The organism is Mesorhizobium sp. WSM4830 (assembly GCF_055811495.1).
Map to the genome: position 1 here is coordinate 124,993 of NZ_JBVVQI010000008.1, position 16,841 is coordinate 141,833.

The window sequence follows — 16,841 nt, forward strand, 5'->3', positions numbered from 1 at the left end:
CTGATCACCTCCAATTCGACCAGGAATCCAGTGACAGAAGACCAATTGGACCGGATCGACAGGAACATCCTGTCGGCTCTGGGCAGCAACGGCCGGCTTTCCATGTCGGAACTGGCGGCGAAAGTCGGCCTGTCGAAGACGCCGGTGCAGTCACGAGTCAAACGGCTGGAGAAGGACGGCTTCATCAGGGGCTACCAGGCGATCATCGACCGTGAGCGCATGGGCGAAGGCCATGTCGCCTTCGTCCAGGTGAAACTGTCCGACACCCGCTCGGCCGCGCTCGACGCCTTCAACCGCGCCGTGCAGGCGGTGCCAGAGATCGAGCAGTGCCACATGATGGCGTCGAGCTTCGACTATCTGCTGAAGGTCCGCACCACCGACATCGCCGCCTACCGCCGCGTGCTCGGCGAGCGTATCTCTGCCCTGCCGCACGTAGCCCAGACCTCGACGTTTGTCGCGATGGAGACGGTGAAGGATCGATAGGAGTTGCGGTGACGCTGGCGGGACAGCGCCCCCCTCTGTCCTGCCGGACATCTCCCCCACTTGGGGGGAGATCGGCAGCCTCAGTGACAGCGCCCTTTTTTCTCTAACCTAGAAAATTGGCGAAAGCGGAGATGACAGCCAATCTCCCCACTCGTGGGGGAGATGTCCGGCAGGACAGAGGGGGGCGCGAAGGATCGCTACAGAGCGGGCTGAGCCACTTTCACTCCGCCAGCGTCTTCAGAAACGCCACCAGTGCCGCGCGCTCGCGGTCAGAGAGCTGCAGGGGGTGGATCTCGGACGTGCCTTCGACACTTGCCGGCGCCTTGGAATAATGCGCCACCACTTCGTCGAGCGAGGAAAACTGCCCGGCATGCATGTAGGGCGGCCGGGTGGCGGCGCCGCGCAGCGACGGCGTCTTGTAGGCGCGGACGAGTTCCGGCCCGGTCTTGACCATGAAGCGCAGTTCGCGGCAGGCGCTGGCATCGCCGTCACGAAAGGCGCCGAAACAGTTGAACGGATCGGCCTCGACTTGGCGTACCGCGTCGACACGGCCGCGATCCGGCGGCAGGCCCGCGACCGGCGGCACGCCGGTGTTGTGGAAGCTGCCGTCGGTAAAACGCGGGCCATTGTGGCAGGTCACGCAATTGGCCTTGCCGATGAACAGCTTCAGCCCGAGGATTTCCTCCGGCGAAAAGGCGGCGTCGCCTTTCGGCTCGGCGCCCGCGGCCACGTCGATGGCGAAGCGGTCGAAGCGCGTCCGCGGCGGCTCGATCGAGCGCTCGAAGGCGGCGATCGCCTTGCCGATGTTGGCAAAGACGCGGTTGACCTCCTCGGCTTGGCTGGCGGGCATGGCGTTCCAGGCCGCCTTCTCGGCATCGGTGCCGAGCGGGCTGGCATTGGCCGGCACGCCCGAAAGGTCGGGCAGCGGCCCGAAGATGCGCTCGTAGCGCTCGCCGAAGCGGGCCTTGATGTAATGCGCGAAGGCGGCGCGGTTGCCGGCCTGCTCCAGTGGATTTTCGAGCGGTGTCAGCGCTTGCGCCCACAGGCTGTCGCGCCGCCCGTCCCAGAAGAACCAGGGATCATGCGCGACGCCGGCCAACGGCATGGTACGCCGGTTGGTGCGGCCGACGCCGACCGCTTGGGGCAGGTCGTCCTGGAACTGGCGGTCGATCTTGTGGCAAGTCGAGCATGATACGGTGCCGCCGCCGCTCATGCCGGTGTCGAAAAACAGCGTCGAGCCGAGTGCCGCGGCGGCCGGCACGTCGGCAAAGCGGTTGGTGGTGTCGGGCTTCAGCGGCGGCAGCTTGGACAGCGCCAGCGAGGCGATGGTCTGCTTTTCGGCATCGGAAAACTCCGGTCTGCTGCAACCGGCGAGCACGGCCACCATCACCAACGCGAGAAGGCTGGAAAACCGGCTCATCAGTGCCTCACAGCACCACGTTGAAGACGACAGTGTCCGAGCCGGCCGCGGCGGAAATCGCAAAATGCAACTGCCACCACCCGCTCATCGTGAATTTCACGCCGTCGATGCGATAGCGCCCCGCGCCGAGGTAATCGGTCGCCTGCGGGCTGGTTGGCAGGCCGTGCTTGTGCCGCGGCATGCCGCCGGAAATCGTTATCGCAGCACCTTCCACCGGCGCACCTTCGACGGTTTTCAGCGTCAGCAGCCAGGATTCCAGTTCGCCCTGCCGGATGACGCCTTTCTCCGGCTCGAAAGTCGCCACGAACAGCTTGTTCGCCGTCGTCTTGGAACGGCCTACGTCCGAGCTTGGTTGGGGTGCATGCGGCGCCGTCAGATAGACGACGGCCAGCACGCCAGCGAGCAAGGCAGCCAGGCCGAGGCCTCCAAGAAGATAACGCCATAACGATGCCAAACCCATTCCTGTTCTGCGGATAACGTTTCGCTGGGCAGGTCGCGTCCCACGCCCCTGTGGGAAATCGCGCCCAGTGCAAGAATCCGCCGTCGCCAAGCATGGCGCTGCCGGCCGCAAAAAGCTACAGCACCGCAATTGCAGGGATGGAGGAGTGCTTCATGGCAGGAAACGGCATCGCCTCGATCGGCGAGTGCATGCTCGAGCTTTCGGGTCAGGCCGGGCCGAACTGGCGCATGGGCTTTGCCGGCGACACGTTCAACACTTTGTGGGCGCTGCATGCCTTGAGCGGCGAGCGGCCGGCGACCTATGTGTCGGCCTTCGGCGACGACCCGTTCTCACGCGACCAGATCAAGTTCCTGGCCGAGAACGGCATCGGCATCGGCGCCAGCCCGGTGATAGCGGGCGCCCGCCCCGGCCTCTATGCGATCACGCTGACCGGCGCCGAACGTTCTTTCACCTATTGGCGGGCCGATGCGGCCGCCAGGCAGCTGGCTTCCGACCCAGCCGCTCTGCAGAAAAGCCTTGAAAACCAGGCGCTTGTCTATTTTTCCGGCATCACCTTGGCAATCCTAGACGACGATGCACGCAAGGTGCTGCTGACGGCCGTGGCCGAGGCGCGCGTGGCCGGCTCGCTGATTGCCTTCGATCCCAATTACCGGCCGCGGCTATGGCGCCGGTGCGAGGAAGCGCAGGCCGCGATCCTCGAGGCGCTCGCCGTCGCCGATATCGCGCTCCCGACCTTTCCCGACGAGCAGATGCTGTTTGGTGATACGACACCGCAGAAAACAGCCGACCGGCTGCGAAAACTGGTCGGCGAAGTCGTCGTCAAGAACGGCGAGGAACCGGCGCTGATAGCGCAAAACGGTACCTCGCAATCGGTGCCGGCGGTGCACGTCGCCAACCCTGTCGACACCACCGGCGCCGGCGACTCCTTCAACGGCGCCTATCTCGCCGCTCGCCTTGCCGGCCATGCGCCGACTGAGGCGGTGCAGCGCGCCCATCGTGTCGCCGCCGCCGTCGTGCAGGTGCGCGGCGCACTCGCGCCGTTCGAGACGCTGCGGGCAGCGTTCGAAGGACTTTCTATCTGACCTTGATGACGACCTTGCCCTTGGCGCGTCCTGTTTCGACATAGGCCAGGGCGTCATTGGTCGCTTCGAATGGAAAGACCCGATCCACAACCGGGCGGATCGCGCTGGCTTCGATGAGAGCGGTGATTTTGCTCAGCTGATCGCCCTGCGCCCACATGAAAAGGAACGAAAACTGCACACCACGGCGCTTGGCTTTGGCCCGAATTCCGCGGCTGAGTAGGCGCAGCACCAGCCTCAGCATCAAATTCAGTCCCTTTTCCCTGGCAAATTCGGGATCCGGTGGACCGGAGATGGAGATGAGCTTGCCACCCGGTTTCAGCACGCTCAGGGATTTTTCGAGTGTCTTGGCGTCCTGGCTGTTCAAGACAACGTCGTAACCCGACAGAACTTTCTCGAAGTCGTCTTTCCTGTAGTCGACGACGACATCGGCGCCGAGACTTTTCACCAGATCGGCACTCGCCGCGCTCGCGGTTGTCGCAATGGTCGCGCCGAGGTGCTTGGCCAACTGAATAGCAAATGTCCCGACGCCGCCGGAACCAGCCTGAATGAAGACCTTCTGTCCCTTCTTCAGGTTTGCCCGTTCGATCAGCGTCTGCCAGGCGGTGAGACCGACCAGGGGAATCGACGCCGCCTCTTCCATACTGAGATTCGCAGGCTTCAAGGCTATGTCGGCCTCATTCACGGCAATGAATTCGGCGAATGTCCCAATCCGGCCATCGCGCGGCCGCGCATAGACCTCGTCGCCGGCTTTGAACTTGCTGACTTTCGATCCCACGCGGATAACCTTCCCAGCCACGTCGTGGCCCAGGATGAAGGGCCGGCGATAGGGCAGGATGAGCTTGAAGTCTCCGGTTCTGATCTTGGAATCGAGCAGGTTCACCCCTGCGGCATGGACTTCTACCAGGACATCGCTGTCCTGGAGCTGCGGCTCCGGCATTTCGGCCAGCCGCAGGGTGCCCTTTTTATTATACTTATCGACAACGAATGCCTTCATGGCAGTTACTTTCTAGGAATGTCTGTTGCTGTTCGGGACGAAACAAGCCGAACGTTTTCAGCTGCATACCCGCCCTGCAGCAAGGCCTCAGCCTCGAGGAAGGACAGGGCTTTCCGGACAAAATCGGCGTAGTTCTGAAATACCCCGCCATGCCCGGCATCCGGATAGATGACCAGATGCGCCCCCGGGATACGCCCGGCGAGATCGTAGGTATTGCTGCTCGGCACCATCCTGTCCTGGTCGCCATTCGCAACTAAAGTGGGAATGCGGATGGTGCTCAGGTCTTGTGGCGCCTGCAGTCCGTAGGCCTTGATCGCCTTGAGTTGCGCGCCGAACGCGCTCAGCGATACCGCTTTGTCCCGGTTATTCCGGCGCTCTTTCAATCGTTGCAGAAATGCGTTTGCGGCGCGGCGGCCATTCGGCGTTCTTGTGAAGAAGAGATAGTATTTCGGATCCCGAAAAGTCAGCGCGCCCTTGATCATGTCCACGATCGTCAGCGGCGTCACCTTGTCGATGCCTTGCCCACCGGCCGGCCCCGTGCCAGCCAGGATGAGTTTGCGCACAAGCTTGGGCTCGGTCAGCACAATCTCCTGCGCCACGAAGCCGCCGAGTGAAAAGCCGAAGAGATCGACTTCTTCGAACCCCAGCGCCCGGATAAAGGCGATTGCATCCCGCGCCATGCCGGAAATGGTCGACGGAGTTTTGCCACCCGAAGCACCGATGCCGCGATTGTCGAAGGCAATCACCCGCCGGGTCGCAGCGAGGCCGTCGACGATGCGCGGATCAAAATTGTCCAGCTGAGCAGCCAGATGGTTGAGCAGGATCACCGGCACGCCCGCCCTGGGCCCGAGTTCCCTGTAAGCAAATGCTGTGCCGCCGACATCGATCGAGAGCGTTGGCGCGTCCCGGAATAATGCCGGTGAACGCGGCGGCCGATTGGATGTATGTGTCATGTTTGGCGCCTCCGTCTCGTAGGGCCTGGCCAAATGTGTTGTGGTTGCTAGTCGCATGTGCGTGAAATCCTCTGGCTCGCTGTCGTTCAGACCGGCAGTCGGAACTGCTTGCGCAGGCTCTTGTCGAAAATCCCCGCGGGGGCGAAGCGGCGCAGCAGGCTGACCTGGCGCGCTGCCTTGCCAGCGGTATAGCGCCGTCGCGGACGGGCATCGGTCGCTGCCTTGACAACCACATCCGCCACCACTTCCGGCCGATCGGCCTTGGGCATCACATCGCCCAGCAGCGCCTTGAGCCCGGCTCGAGCCCGATCGTATTCCTTCAACAGCGAATCCGGCTCGATGCCGTTCTGGTCGAAGACGGTGCGGACGAATGCCGGCTCGATGACGGAAACGCGGACGTTGAAGGCGCGCACCTCGTGGTCAAGCGATTCCGAATAGCCCTCGAGCGCGTGCTTGACTGCCGAGTAATGAGCTGAGTATGGCGCGGGTACCAATCCCAGAATCGAGCCGATATTGATGATGCGCCCTTGGCCGCGCCGCCGCATCGACGGCAACACCGCATTGGTCATTCGCATGACGCCGAACAGATTGACGTCGAACAGGGCTTGTACCTGTGCGACCGAGGATTCCTCTGCGCCGCCTAGCAGGCCGACACCGGCATTATTGACCAGGAGGTCGATCCGGCCGGTCTGCGCGAGCACGGTGGCAACGAGCGCACTGACGGCCGCATCATCCGTCACATCGCATGCCAGCATGGTCACTCCATTTGGGCTATTACTGGTCTTGCGGCGACTTGTCCCGAAGACAGTGAACCCCGCCCGCGCCAAGGCCTCGGCGCTGGCGCGGCCGATGCCGGAGGAGGCTCCGGTCACGATTGCGGTTTTTTCAGAATTCCCATTCATTTTGATGTTCCAGGTTCGAGAGGTCTAGCTTATTTCCACGAATTGAATTATGATCGTAATATCAGATTATGAGCATAATGCAATAGCAGGACAGGAAAGAAAGACCATGCGCTACGAAAAGGGCCGAAAAGACGCGTCACGCAGCCGGATCATGGAGGTCGCCGCCGAACGTTTTCGGTCTGACGGCATCGCGGCGTCCGGGCTTGCGACCATCATGAGCGACGCCGGGCTGACGAACGGCGCCTTCTATCCGCACTTCCAGTCCAAGGCAGAGCTCGTCCGTGAAAGCGTCGCAGCGGCCTTGGACGCGCAGTCGCATGAAGTGCAGGAAGCATTGGACGCCGGCGGCCCGGAAATGGCCATAGACGCCTATCTATCGGCCGAGCACCGGGACAATCCAGGAAAGGGCTGCGCTTCGGCCGCGTTGCTGCCGGAAATAGCGCGGCAGCCGCCTGAAACGCGAGCCCTCTATGCCGAGCGCGCTCAATCCCTGGTGCGCCAGATAGCCGACGCTCTGCCTCAGACCGAGGATGCCGAGGGCGTTGCGCTGGGCATATTTGCAACGCTCATCGGTGCGCTTCAACTCGCCCGCGCCCTGGAAGGGACGGAATTGTCGGATCGGGTCCTTGCAGCGGGAGCAGATGCCGCAAAGGCGCTGATCCGGCCGGTTTGAGACGAGGTGGCCTCCTGAGGGCAGCCGGACTATTCGGCCGGCTCGAATCTGCCTTGCATCAAGATTGTCTCCACCGGCCCAAGCGGATTGATGATCCGGCTCTCCAGGACTTCGATAAGTTTGCGTCCAACACCCGCCATATCCACGGAATGAACTCCGATCTTTGCCGGCAGGAAACGTGCCAGCCGCGTGCTGTCACGGCTGACGATGTGGACGTCGCGGCCCGGTGTAAGACCCCGCTTGCCGAGGGCGTGCAACGCGCCCAGAAGGCCCAGTTCGTTGGCGCACGCGAGGCCCGTCGGCGGATCCGACGACGCCAGCAAGCGATCGAACCAGCCCGCGCTCGATTCCATGGTGAACATGCCATGGCCGATCAACGATTGGTCGATCGGAATACCGGCCTCGGCCATTGCCCTTCCATACCCGGAAAGACGCATGGCACTCGTCTGGTCCTCCGGAACGAGAAGTTGCAGCGCAATGCGTCGACAGCCCATATCCATGAGCCGCCGGGTCGCCTCGTAGGCAATCTGTTCATTGTCGACATCGACATAGGGATACGCGATATCCAGGTCGGTTCTTCCAAACGCGACGAATGGCATGCGTTTATCCAGCAGCAGCTTGACGCGCGCATCAGCCGACACCAGGCGCGTGATGATCAGGCCGTCTGCGCTGCGCGCCTGAAGCTGCCGCTGCACACTCTCGACGGGATCGTCGTCGGGAGTGGTGGAATAGATGGACAGACTATAACCGGCTTGCCGCGCCGCCAGCGTCATGCCTTCGATTAAAGGAAGCTTCAACAGATCGGACAGATGGTCTCGTGTCTCCATCGGCAGTACTGCCGTCAGCGTCTGCGTTCGACCGGTTTTGAGCGCGCGACCATGATGATTTGGCAAATAGCCGACCCGCTTAGCCGCCTCCTTGACGCGGGCTATGGTCGAGGGCTGCACTTCCGGCCCATCCTTCAGAGCGCGGGACACCGTGGTCACCGAGAGGGAAAGTTCCGCGGCGATCTGCTTTAGATTGGCCATTGTTCGCCCGACTTCATTTGCGAAAGCGCCGGCTGATTTGCTGACCGCCATAACGTTGCCGAATTCGACATCCCGGTCAATCCAAACTCCCATAGGAAGCAGCTTGACTCTAGCGTATTCAGGTGCAATCGTAACGTTACGATTACAAAATAATGGCTCTTTCAAGCAATATTCCATAAAAGTTGGGGAGGAGAACCTATGTCCTGGCTACGCATTTCCTTAACAGCATTCGCAATCTCGGCTGCCCTGCCCGTGCACGCGCAGACGGTCACCATCACGACCGCAGGCGGCGATTATGGCAACGCCATAAAGGAAGCCATGTGGGGCCCGGCTGCAAAGGAGCTCGGCTATGATGTCCGCGAGGAGACACAGAGCGACGGCCTGGCCGCCCTGAAGATGCAGGTTACCTCGGGTGCAGTCACGACCGATATCGTCCATCTGGGTTCGCCGGAAGGCGCGCAGGCTGCCGCACAGTCGCTGCTTGAGCCGCTCGACTACAAGATCATCGATCCGAAATCCGTGCCGGAGGGTGCGAAGTCCGACTACTGCTATCCGTTCGACTCCTATGGCACCGTCATGTCGTGGAACACCAAGACCTATGGCCAGAACCCGCCGAAGACGTGGGCGGAATTCTGGGATGTTGCCAAATTTTCCGGCCGTCGCGCGTTGCGCGCCAATGCGCAAGATTCGATCGAGATCGCGCTTCTCTCCGACGGCGTGGCACCGGCGGACGTCTATTCCGTGCTCAGCACGCCGGAAGGGCTAGAACGCGCCATCAAGCGGCTTGCAGCGATCAAACCGGATGTCGCCGTGTGGTGGACCTCGGGCGCCCAGTCCGCGCAGTTGCTGAAAGACGGTGAGGCGGATTTGGTCATTACCTGGAACGGACGAGCCCAAACCGTGAAAGCAGATGGCGGCGCGGCTGACTACACGTTCAAGGGTTCGGTCATCGGCACGGACTGTCTTGGGGTGCCGAAGGGAGCGCCGAACAAGGAAGCCGCGATGAAGCTCATCGCAGCGATGACGCAGCCCGCGCGCGTTGCCAAGCTGACCGATTTCATTGCCTACGGCCCAGTCAATCCTGCGGCATATGAGGGTGGCCTTATTCCCGAGGACCGTCTGAAGACCCTTGCGACCGCCCCTGAAAATGCTGGCACTTCGGTGTTTTCCAATTCAGAATGGTGGGTCAAAAATGGCGAGGCTGCCCAAAGAGCCTTCGACGAAATGATGGCCCGCTGACCCTCAGCTCTGACGCATGTCGCGCAGAAATCTGCAGCGCGCGACAACGACATGCATGAAAACAAGAACCTGAAGCGTGTCGCGTGAGGCCGGTCGAACGCGACGCGCTTCAAGGCTGGAGCACATGATGAAGTCGCTCGCGATCACCATCGAAAGCGTGCACAAGGCTTATGGGTCCTACGTCGCACTGGATGATGTTTCGCTCGACATCCAGGCTGGCGAATTCCTCACGCTGCTAGGGCCATCGGGATCTGGCAAGACCACGTTGCTCATGGCTCTGGCCGGTTTTGTCCGGCCGGATTCCGGTAAACTTTTCTTGGGCGATCGAGACATCACCCGCCTGCCGCCCAACAAACGAGACATCGGCATAGTATTCCAGAATTACGCCTTGTTTCCCCACATGAATGTCCTGGCGAACGTCGCGTATCCGCTGGTGCTGCGCAAGGTACCGAGAGCGGAGGCGCGTCAGCGGGCGCTTGATACCTTGGCCCGCGTGAAGCTGGATGGTCTGGCGGAGCGCAATATTGCCGCACTATCCGGCGGCCAACGTCAACGGGTGGCATTGGCGCGGGCCATCGTCTTCGAACCGCGCGTGATGTTGATGGACGAGCCGCTGTCGGCACTCGACAAGAACCTGCGCGAGACCATGCAGTATGAGATCCGGCGTCTGCATGATCATCTACGGATCACCACAATCTATGTAACCCACGACCAGCGCGAAGCGCTGATTATGTCTGACCGGATTGCGGTGATGAATTCTGGCCGCATCCAGCAGATAGACACGCCGCAGCGGATTTATGATCGTCCATCGACCCGCTTCGTCGCGGAGTTCATGGGCGAGGCCAACATTGTGGCCCCGGGCTCGGCACGCAGAATCGACGGCGCCGAAGCGTCACGCGAAACTCTGATGATCCGCGCCGAAAGCTTCCATCTTGATGCGAAGCTCGTCGGGGGAGACGGAGTGGCTCTCGAAGGAATACTGCGCGCCAAAGCGTTCCGCGGCGAGAACTGGCTTTTGACGCTGGCGCTTGACGGCGGGCAAGAGGTTCTTGTCTGCATTCCGGCAGCACTGGCCGGCGGCTGCGCCGAGCTTGCCGCCGGTCAGCGGATGACCGCATATGCACCAGCAGCGAAGGTTCACGCGATACCGGGAGCGATGGCGTGACCGTCTTCCGGGACCCGGCGCTCGCGGCGGATGCGCGGCGCGAGCGGCGGTCTTTTCTTTCACTTTCGCTCCCGGCGCTGTTCATCGTTGGACTGGCGGCGATACTGCCCATCCTTTGGATCGTCCGGCAATCCTTCCTGACCACCGGGGGCGAGTACACCGTCGGCAATTACCAGAAGGTCCTTTCGAGCGGACTGACATGGTCGGCGCTCGTCACGACCCTCGAACTGTCCTTGGGTACGCTGGCGGCGTGCATTGTTCTCGGCACCCCGCTGGCGCTGGCGCTGGCCAGCGTCAGACCAAGGCTGGCCAACGTGCTCATGGCGTTCGTCATGCTGCCGCTGTGGACCTCTATTCTGGTGCGTACCTATGGTTGGCTCGTGCTCTTGCGGCGCGATGGCCTGATCAACGCTGCTTTGACCGGTTCAGGCCTGACGGCGGAGCCATTGCCGCTGGTCTACAACATCACGGGAACGCTCATCGGCATGGTGCACTACATGCTGCCGCTTTTTCTGCTGCCTGTTTATGCTGCGATGCGCGATATCGACCCAAATCTCATTCGCGCGGCAGCAAGCATGGGAGCCACTCTCAGACAGGTCATCCGCACAGTCATTCTGCCGCTTTCGGCGGGCGGCATCTTCTCCGGTTCGATCATCGTCCTCATCTACGCCATAGGTTTTTTCATCACGCCGGCGGTGCTTGGCGGCGGCAAGGTAAATCCTCTTTCTACCCGGATCGAGCGTACACTATCGACCTTTCAGGACTGGGGGGCGGCGAGCGTCCTGGGCATTCTGCTCCTCGTTCTGATGGCGCTGATCGGTGTGATGTTGCTGGCGGCACGCCGCCTGGTGGCCCGGAACACCGTGGAAGCCTCCCATGCTTGAAGCCTATCCGCAAAACAGGCTCGCCCGTATCTTGCTCTGGAGCTTTGCCGCTCTTGTCATGGCATTTCTGATGCTGCCGACGCTCGTTGTGGTGCCGCTGTCCTTTTCGGCGTCGAATCTCCTCGAGTTTCCGCCGCACGCCTACTCGTTGCGCTGGTACGAGAACTTCTTCGGCTCGGCAACGTGGATGGCCGCGCTCAGAACGAGTTTGATCCTTGGGACGTTGACGGCGTTGATCGCCGTGCCCTTTGCGCTGCTCGCCTGCATTTCGATGAATCGGCTGGGCGGTAAGACCGCTGCGGCCATCCAGAGCGTCCTGCTGACCCCCTCGATCACCCCAGGAATCCTGCTTGCGATCGGTCTCTTCTTTGTGTTGGCCGCACAACATCTGATCGGAACGCTTTTCGGTGTGCTGGTCGGACATGTAGTGTTGGCCGTTCCGGTCGCCTGCATTGTGTTGCTGCCCGCTCTGGCCCGCTTTGACTGGAACCAGGTCCAGGCGGCGCACAGCCTCGGTGCAAACTGGGCCAGGTCCATTGGCGGAATAATCGTTCCGCAACTTCGGATCAGCTTGCTGTCGGCGACATTGATGGCGTTCCTGACTTCGCTCGACGAGTCTGTGATTTCGATCTTCGTCGCAAGTGGTCGTAACAGCACGATGCCGAAGCTTATGTTCCTGTCGCTGCGCGATCAGATCGACCCGACTATTGCGGCGATCTCGACATTGTGGACCGTCATCGTCGTGGCCATCGTCCTGATTGTGACTCTTCGCCAAAAATCCTGACCGAGACTGGAAACATGTCCTCCATTCACCACGCAGCCGACGATCTGGCGGATCATTCGACGGACATCCCTCAGGTAGGGTTGGCCATCATCACCGGGTCGGCAAACTGGGGGCTTGCCTTCCCGGAAGATGTCGAATTCGATGGTGTGCGCACCTTGCGGCGCGACATGAGTTTTGAAACGCCTTTCGGTCGCACCGACAACTGGAAGCTGCTGGAGTTCGATGCGTCGATCACGGCCGAAGGGAGAGCGAAGCGCGCGCTGTGCATGTATTCGCACGGCAATCCCCGCGACCGTATCGACCATTCCTGCCATCGCCGCGCGTTCTGGGTATTGATGCGGGCAGGTGTACGGCAAATTCTCGCCTGCTCGACTGTAGGCGCCGTCAACAAGGCGATCCAGCCGGGCGACATGGTGGTGGCCGCCGATATCATCGAACTGACGCAGACCCCGTTTTCACTGCTTCCAGACCGCCAGAGCTTCGACTGTTCGGGCAAGCAAATCGTGTGTCCAAGATGTGCGGCGGTTCTGGTTGAAACGGCCCGGCGTCATTGGCCAGCCGAATGCCGCGTTTATGGCATCGAACAGCAGTTGGTGGCTGCCCATTGTTATGGACCCCGACTGACAACGCCAGCCGAAGCCTTGGCGTATCGGGGCATGGGTGCGGATGTACTCAACCATTCCATCGCCCCTGAGGCGACCTTGTCGCGCGAGATCGGCGCGTGTTTCGTGCCTTGCGCATTCGTGACGGCGGGCTTCAACGACTATATGGATCGCAACCGCCAGAAATTGCTGCAGGAGGACGTGCTGCCGAGTCTCTCCATGACAGCCTCGCGGGTCGCGCTGGAGACTGCAGCGCGACTGCCCGCTGACCCGGAATGCTCGTGTCAGGGCTTGAAGTCGCCTCAGCCGAAAGAACGCTCCAGCAGGTTCTGAGATAACCCTGGTGCGCCGGGTAGCTGAGGCTCTGCCGCCGACCCGGACCCCGAGGGCGCTGCGCTGGGCATGTTCGCGACGCTCGAGTCGTACGCTTCGGCAGCGGCTCTCCCGCCCTAAGGCAGCCTGAACCGGTATTCCGTCACATGGTGGTAGATCTGGCCCGGCCACAGCGTGGCTTGCGGGAAATAGGGCCGGTTCGGCGCATCCGGCCAGATTTGCGGCTCCAGGCAGAAGCCTGAAAACGCCTTGTACTGGCGTCCGCCCAATCCAGGCGAGGACGGCGCCAGATACTGGCCGGTATAGAGCTGGACACCCGGCTCGGTGGTCCAGAGCTCCATCTCGACGCCGGAATTCGCGCCTTGCGCCCACGACGCCTGCTTCAGAGGCCCGCGCGTCGAAGCGAGGCAGAAATTCTGGTCGTAGGGGAGTTGTTCCCCCTCGGTCTCCATGCGCAGCGGCCGCGCCTGGCGAAAATCGAAAGGGGTGCCGTCGACCGGCTTGACCGTGCCTGTCGGGATCAGATCCGCGTCGACCGGCAGATAGGCGCCGGCATTCAGCATCAGCCGGTGGTCGAGAATGTCGCCTGTGCCGCCGTCATCCAGGTTGAAATAGGAATGCTGGGTGAGGTTGCAGAGCGTCGGCTCCTCGCAGGTGGCGGTCAGTTCGACGCTGAGCGTGCCGGGGATCTTCAGCCGGTAGGTGCAGGTTACGTCGAGCGCGCCGGGAAAGCCCATCGTGCCGTCCGGGTCATGCAGGGTCAGCGTGACAAAATCCCTGCCATGCAGCGAAACCGCCCAGGCACGGCGCGAAAAACCTTGCGAACCGCCATGCAGCGTGTGCTTTTCGAGGAAATTACGCTCGGTCTGGTAGCGTTTGCCGGCAAGCGTGAAGCGACCGTCGCGGATACGGTTGGCATAGCGCCCGACGACAGTGCCGAAGAAGGCGGTATCCGTCTCATAGTGCTCGAAACGGTCATAGCCGAGCACCAATGGCGCCTCGTGCCCGGCCAGGTGCAGATCCTGGATGATCGCGCCCAGGCCGATAATGTTAGCGGTGAGGCCGCCGCCACGGATGGTGAAGCGGCGGACTTCCTCGCCCGCCTGCGTCGTGCCGAAAACCTCGCCGTCCTTCATAGCCATGCTCGCAAGTTCGTTGCTCGATGCCAGCCTGGCCTTCCGAAGCGGCCCAGGATCGTTTTCGGCATTACCGCATGAGGCTTCTAGAGACCAAGTCCGCCGATGCAGACATATTTGGTGTCGAGATAATCCTCGATGCCCTGATGGCCGCCTTCCTTGCCCAGGCCCGATTCCTTGACGCCACCGAACGGCGCCTCAGGCGTGGTGATGAGCCCTTCATTGACGCCGACCATGCCGTATTTGAGCCCTTCCATGACCCGGAAGGCGCGGCCGAGATCGCCGGTGTAGAAGTAGCAGGCCAGGCCGAACTCGGTGTCGTTGGCGAGTCCTACGGCCTCTTCCTCGGTCTCGAACTTGAACACCGGCGCCACCGGGCCAAAGATCTCTTCCTTCATGAAGCGCATCTTAGGCGTCGCATTGGCAATCACCGTCGGCTGGAAGAACGAGCCGCCGAGCGCGTGGCGCTTGCCGCCGGCGACGACCTTGCCGCCCTTGGCGGTAGCGTCGGCAATCAGCTCCTCGACCTTCTCCACCGCCTTCTCGTCGATCAGCGGCCCCTGCTGGACGCCGTCCTCGAGGCCGGAACCGACCTTCAGCCCGTTGCTCGCAGCAGCCAGCTTTTCGACGAACTGGTCATAGATGCCGGCCTGCACCAGGAAGCGGTTGGTGCAGACGCAGGTCTGGCCGGAATTGCGGTACTTGGCGGTAATCGCGCCAGCGACGGCCCGCTCGAGGTCGGCGTCGTCGAAGACGATGAACGGCGCATTGCCGCCGAGCTCCATCGACACTTTTTTGACGGTGACCGAGGATTTCTGGATAAGGATCTTGCCGACCTCGGTCGAGCCGGTGAAGGTGATCTTCTTGACCAGCGGGTTGGCACAGATCTCGTCGCCGATCTCACCGGCGGCACCGGTCAGGATGTTGATCACGCCTTTGGGGAAGCCGACTTCCTCGGCCAGCGCGCCCCAGGCAAGGCCGGAATAAGGCGTCTGCGACGCCGGCTTGACCACGGCCGTGCAGCCGGCGGCCAGCGCCGGGCCGAGCTTGCGGGCCAGCATCGAGGACGGGAAATTCCATGGCGTGATGGCGGCGATGACGCCGACCGGCTCCTTGGTCACCAGGATACGGCGGTCCGCCCAGGGCGACGGCACGACGTCGCCATAGGTGCGGCGGCCCTCTTCGGCGAACCACAGTATGTAGGACGCGGCCGAGCCGATCTCGCCCTTCGATTCGAACAGCGACTTGCCCTGCTCGATGGTCAGCAGTTCGGCCAGCACGTCCTGATTGTCCATCATCGCGTCGTGCAGCTTGCGCAACAGCTTCGAGCGTTCGAGCGCGGTGGTCTTGCGCCATGTCTTGAAGGCAGCGTCGGCGGCTTCGATGGCGCGGCGCGTCTCGGCCTTGCCCGACTTCGGCACGGTTCCGATCTTGAGGCCGGTGGCAGGATTGTTGACGTCGACCGTCTGGCCTGAATCGGCCTGCACCCATTCGCCATTGATGAGATTGGCCTGCCGCATGAAATGGCTGGTTTTCTGAAGCATGATCTCGCCTCCGTTCGGCACCTGGCGGGCCGGTCGCTGATTTCGTGAATGGACGTGCGCGATAGCATCGCTAGAGCCACTGCTCTTAGCCCAGGGCAAGCCCCGCAAGCAATCACAAGATGGCATATAGGGTTTGGGCCAGCCAAAGCGAGAGCGATGCAGCCGGGTTCTTATCCAAAAACATGGACGACCACGGCCAGCCAAAACGCCGTGGTCACGACCGCACTGGCGGTGGCGATGGTCATCTGGTTCGAGGCCAGCGCCTGGCCGGTGTTGAACTGCACGGCGATGAGATAGGAATTGATGCCGGACGGCAACGCCGCAACCATGACCGCGACCTTGGCCGTCAATGGCGGTAAGCCGATCAGCCACACCAGGCCGAGAACCAGCGCCGGCATCAGGAACAGTTTCAGCGCCGACAGCGCCAGCGCCGGCTTTACGTTGCCGGAGATGCCGAAGCGGCGCAGGCTGAGCCCCATGGCAAACAGCGCGACCGGGGCGGCCGTGCCGGCCAGCGCGTCGCTCAGCCGCGTCGCAAGCACCGGCAGCGGCGCACCGGTGAAGCGCCACGCCAGCCCGGCCAGTATGCCGATGATCAGCGGATTGATGAATACCCTCCTGAGAAAGCTCCTGACGACGCGGAGCGGATGCACGGGTTCGCTGCCGCCGCGGCCGAACATCTCGAATAGGATGATCGAGGCCATCATCATCACCGGCAGGTGAATGGAAACGAGCAGGGACAGCACTTCGAACCCGGCCGGCCCGAACACGCCGATGATGAAGGGCGCGCCGAGCAGGACGACGTTGGAGTAGGACGACGACACGCCGCCGACGACGCCGGCGCGGGCATCCCGCCCGAAGATGCGCGTAATGACCAGATGGCCAGCGGCCCAGGTGAGCGCGACCGCCGCGAAATAGGCGCCCCATAGCGACCACGGCGCGACGCCGTGGAAATCGGCCTTTACCATGGTCTGGAACAGCAACAGCGGCATTGCCACGTTGATGGCGAATTCGGATACGCCCTCGCCGCTCGCCGGCTTCAAATAGCCGGTGAACCCGGCAAGATAGCCGAGCCCGACGAGACTGAAGACGAAGAGGACGGTTTCGGTAAGCGGAGACATTTTTCCCGTGATAGGCGAGCCCCGGCGGCAGCGCAATC

General features: G+C 62.1%; 17 protein-coding genes. 8 read left to right on the forward strand and 9 right to left on the reverse strand.

All coding sequences use genetic code 11. From position 1 onward, the window contains the following. Positions 1 to 30: 30 nt before the first annotated feature. Positions 31 to 483, forward strand: a complete 453-nt coding sequence (locus AC0L2Y_RS13105; protein WP_473556634.1) for an Lrp/AsnC family transcriptional regulator — start codon at positions 31 to 33, stop codon at positions 481 to 483. A 220-nt stretch (positions 484 to 703) separates the two neighbouring features. Here the strand turns inward: AC0L2Y_RS13105 and AC0L2Y_RS13110 are convergent, their stop codons facing one another. Further along, positions 704 to 1,903, reverse strand: a complete 1,200-nt coding sequence (locus tag AC0L2Y_RS13110; RefSeq protein WP_473556637.1) for a cytochrome-c peroxidase — start codon at positions 1,901 to 1,903, stop codon at positions 704 to 706. A gap of 7 nt (positions 1,904 to 1,910) precedes the next feature. Further along, positions 1,911 to 2,357: a FixH family protein gene (locus tag AC0L2Y_RS13115; protein ID WP_473556811.1), complete on the reverse strand. Its 447-nt coding sequence runs from the start codon at positions 2,355 to 2,357 to the stop codon at positions 1,911 to 1,913. Positions 2,358 to 2,515: 158 nt separating this feature from the next. Between AC0L2Y_RS13115 and AC0L2Y_RS13120 the strand changes: the two genes are divergently transcribed. Further along, positions 2,516 to 3,445 carry a sugar kinase gene (locus tag AC0L2Y_RS13120; RefSeq protein ID WP_473556639.1) on the forward strand — a complete coding sequence of 310 codons (930 nt, stop codon included), beginning with the start codon at positions 2,516 to 2,518 and terminating at the stop codon, positions 3,443 to 3,445. Here AC0L2Y_RS13120 and AC0L2Y_RS13125 read toward each other — a convergent pair. The 3 genes from AC0L2Y_RS13125 to AC0L2Y_RS13135 form a co-directional block, all read right to left on the reverse strand. After that, positions 3,438 to 4,439 (reverse strand): NADP-dependent oxidoreductase, encoded by a 1,002-nt coding sequence (locus tag AC0L2Y_RS13125; RefSeq protein WP_473556642.1) that lies wholly within the window; start codon positions 4,437 to 4,439, stop codon positions 3,438 to 3,440. The genes AC0L2Y_RS13120 and AC0L2Y_RS13125 overlap by 8 nt on opposite strands. Positions 4,440 to 4,444: 5 nt before the next feature. Beyond that, entirely contained in the window at positions 4,445 to 5,392 is a 948-nt protein-coding gene (locus AC0L2Y_RS13130; RefSeq protein ID WP_473556644.1) for an alpha/beta fold hydrolase, read from the reverse strand. Between the two features lie 86 nt (positions 5,393 to 5,478). After that, positions 5,479 to 6,294, reverse strand: a complete 816-nt coding sequence (locus AC0L2Y_RS13135; protein WP_473556647.1) for an oxidoreductase — start codon at positions 6,292 to 6,294, stop codon at positions 5,479 to 5,481. Between the two features lie 106 nt (positions 6,295 to 6,400). Here AC0L2Y_RS13135 and AC0L2Y_RS13140 point away from each other — a divergent pair, with 106 nt between their 5' ends. Further along, positions 6,401 to 6,967 carry a TetR/AcrR family transcriptional regulator gene (locus AC0L2Y_RS13140; RefSeq protein ID WP_473556650.1) on the forward strand — a complete coding sequence of 189 codons (567 nt, stop codon included), beginning with the start codon at positions 6,401 to 6,403 and terminating at the stop codon, positions 6,965 to 6,967. Between the two features lie 29 nt (positions 6,968 to 6,996). On the opposite strand, the gene AC0L2Y_RS13145 is transcribed toward AC0L2Y_RS13140, so the two are convergent. Next, a complete protein-coding gene (locus AC0L2Y_RS13145; protein ID WP_473556652.1) occupies positions 6,997 to 8,046 on the reverse strand; it encodes a LacI family DNA-binding transcriptional regulator in 1,050 nt (349 codons plus the stop codon). Between the two features lie 147 nt (positions 8,047 to 8,193). On the opposite strand from AC0L2Y_RS13145, the gene AC0L2Y_RS13150 reads away from it, so the two are divergent. The 5 genes from AC0L2Y_RS13150 (at position 8,194) to AC0L2Y_RS13170 (ending at position 13,002) form a co-directional block, all read left to right on the forward strand. After that, positions 8,194 to 9,234 (forward strand): ABC transporter substrate-binding protein, encoded by a 1,041-nt coding sequence (locus AC0L2Y_RS13150; RefSeq protein WP_473556655.1) that lies wholly within the window; start codon positions 8,194 to 8,196, stop codon positions 9,232 to 9,234. Positions 9,235 to 9,361: 127 nt separating this feature from the next. Further along, a complete protein-coding gene (locus tag AC0L2Y_RS13155) occupies positions 9,362 to 10,399 on the forward strand; it encodes an ABC transporter ATP-binding protein (protein WP_352454570.1) in 1,038 nt (345 codons plus the stop codon). Further along, the gene (locus AC0L2Y_RS13160) at positions 10,396 to 11,283 is read left to right on the forward strand and encodes an ABC transporter permease (RefSeq protein WP_473556658.1); all 888 of its coding nucleotides are present in this window, start codon (positions 10,396 to 10,398) and stop codon (positions 11,281 to 11,283) included. Before AC0L2Y_RS13155 ends, AC0L2Y_RS13160 begins: the two co-directional genes overlap by 4 nt. Continuing rightward, positions 11,276 to 12,067, forward strand: coding sequence for an ABC transporter permease (locus AC0L2Y_RS13165; RefSeq protein WP_473556660.1), 792 nt, complete (start codon positions 11,276 to 11,278; stop codon positions 12,065 to 12,067). The genes AC0L2Y_RS13160 and AC0L2Y_RS13165 overlap by 8 nt, the downstream gene beginning before the upstream one ends. Before the next feature lie 14 nt (positions 12,068 to 12,081). After that, positions 12,082 to 13,002 carry a phosphorylase family protein gene (locus AC0L2Y_RS13170; protein WP_473556662.1) on the forward strand — a complete coding sequence of 307 codons (921 nt, stop codon included), beginning with the start codon at positions 12,082 to 12,084 and terminating at the stop codon, positions 13,000 to 13,002. A 116-nt stretch (positions 13,003 to 13,118) separates the two neighbouring features. On the opposite strand, the gene AC0L2Y_RS13175 is transcribed toward AC0L2Y_RS13170, so the two are convergent. The 3 genes from AC0L2Y_RS13175 to AC0L2Y_RS13185 all read right to left on the reverse strand — a co-directional run bounded on the left by AC0L2Y_RS13175 (position 13,119) and on the right by AC0L2Y_RS13185 (position 16,803). Continuing rightward, positions 13,119 to 14,144 (reverse strand): aldose epimerase family protein, encoded by a 1,026-nt coding sequence (locus AC0L2Y_RS13175; RefSeq protein ID WP_352719619.1) that lies wholly within the window; start codon positions 14,142 to 14,144, stop codon positions 13,119 to 13,121. 80 nt (positions 14,145 to 14,224) lie between these two features. Beyond that, on the reverse strand, positions 14,225 to 15,682 hold the full coding sequence (locus tag AC0L2Y_RS13180; RefSeq protein WP_473556666.1) for an NAD-dependent succinate-semialdehyde dehydrogenase: 1,458 nt from the start codon (positions 15,680 to 15,682) through the stop codon (positions 14,225 to 14,227). 170 nt (positions 15,683 to 15,852) lie between these two features. Continuing rightward, a complete protein-coding gene (locus AC0L2Y_RS13185) occupies positions 15,853 to 16,803 on the reverse strand; it encodes an AEC family transporter (RefSeq protein WP_473556667.1) in 951 nt (316 codons plus the stop codon). Between the last annotated feature and the right edge of the window lie 38 nt (positions 16,804 to 16,841).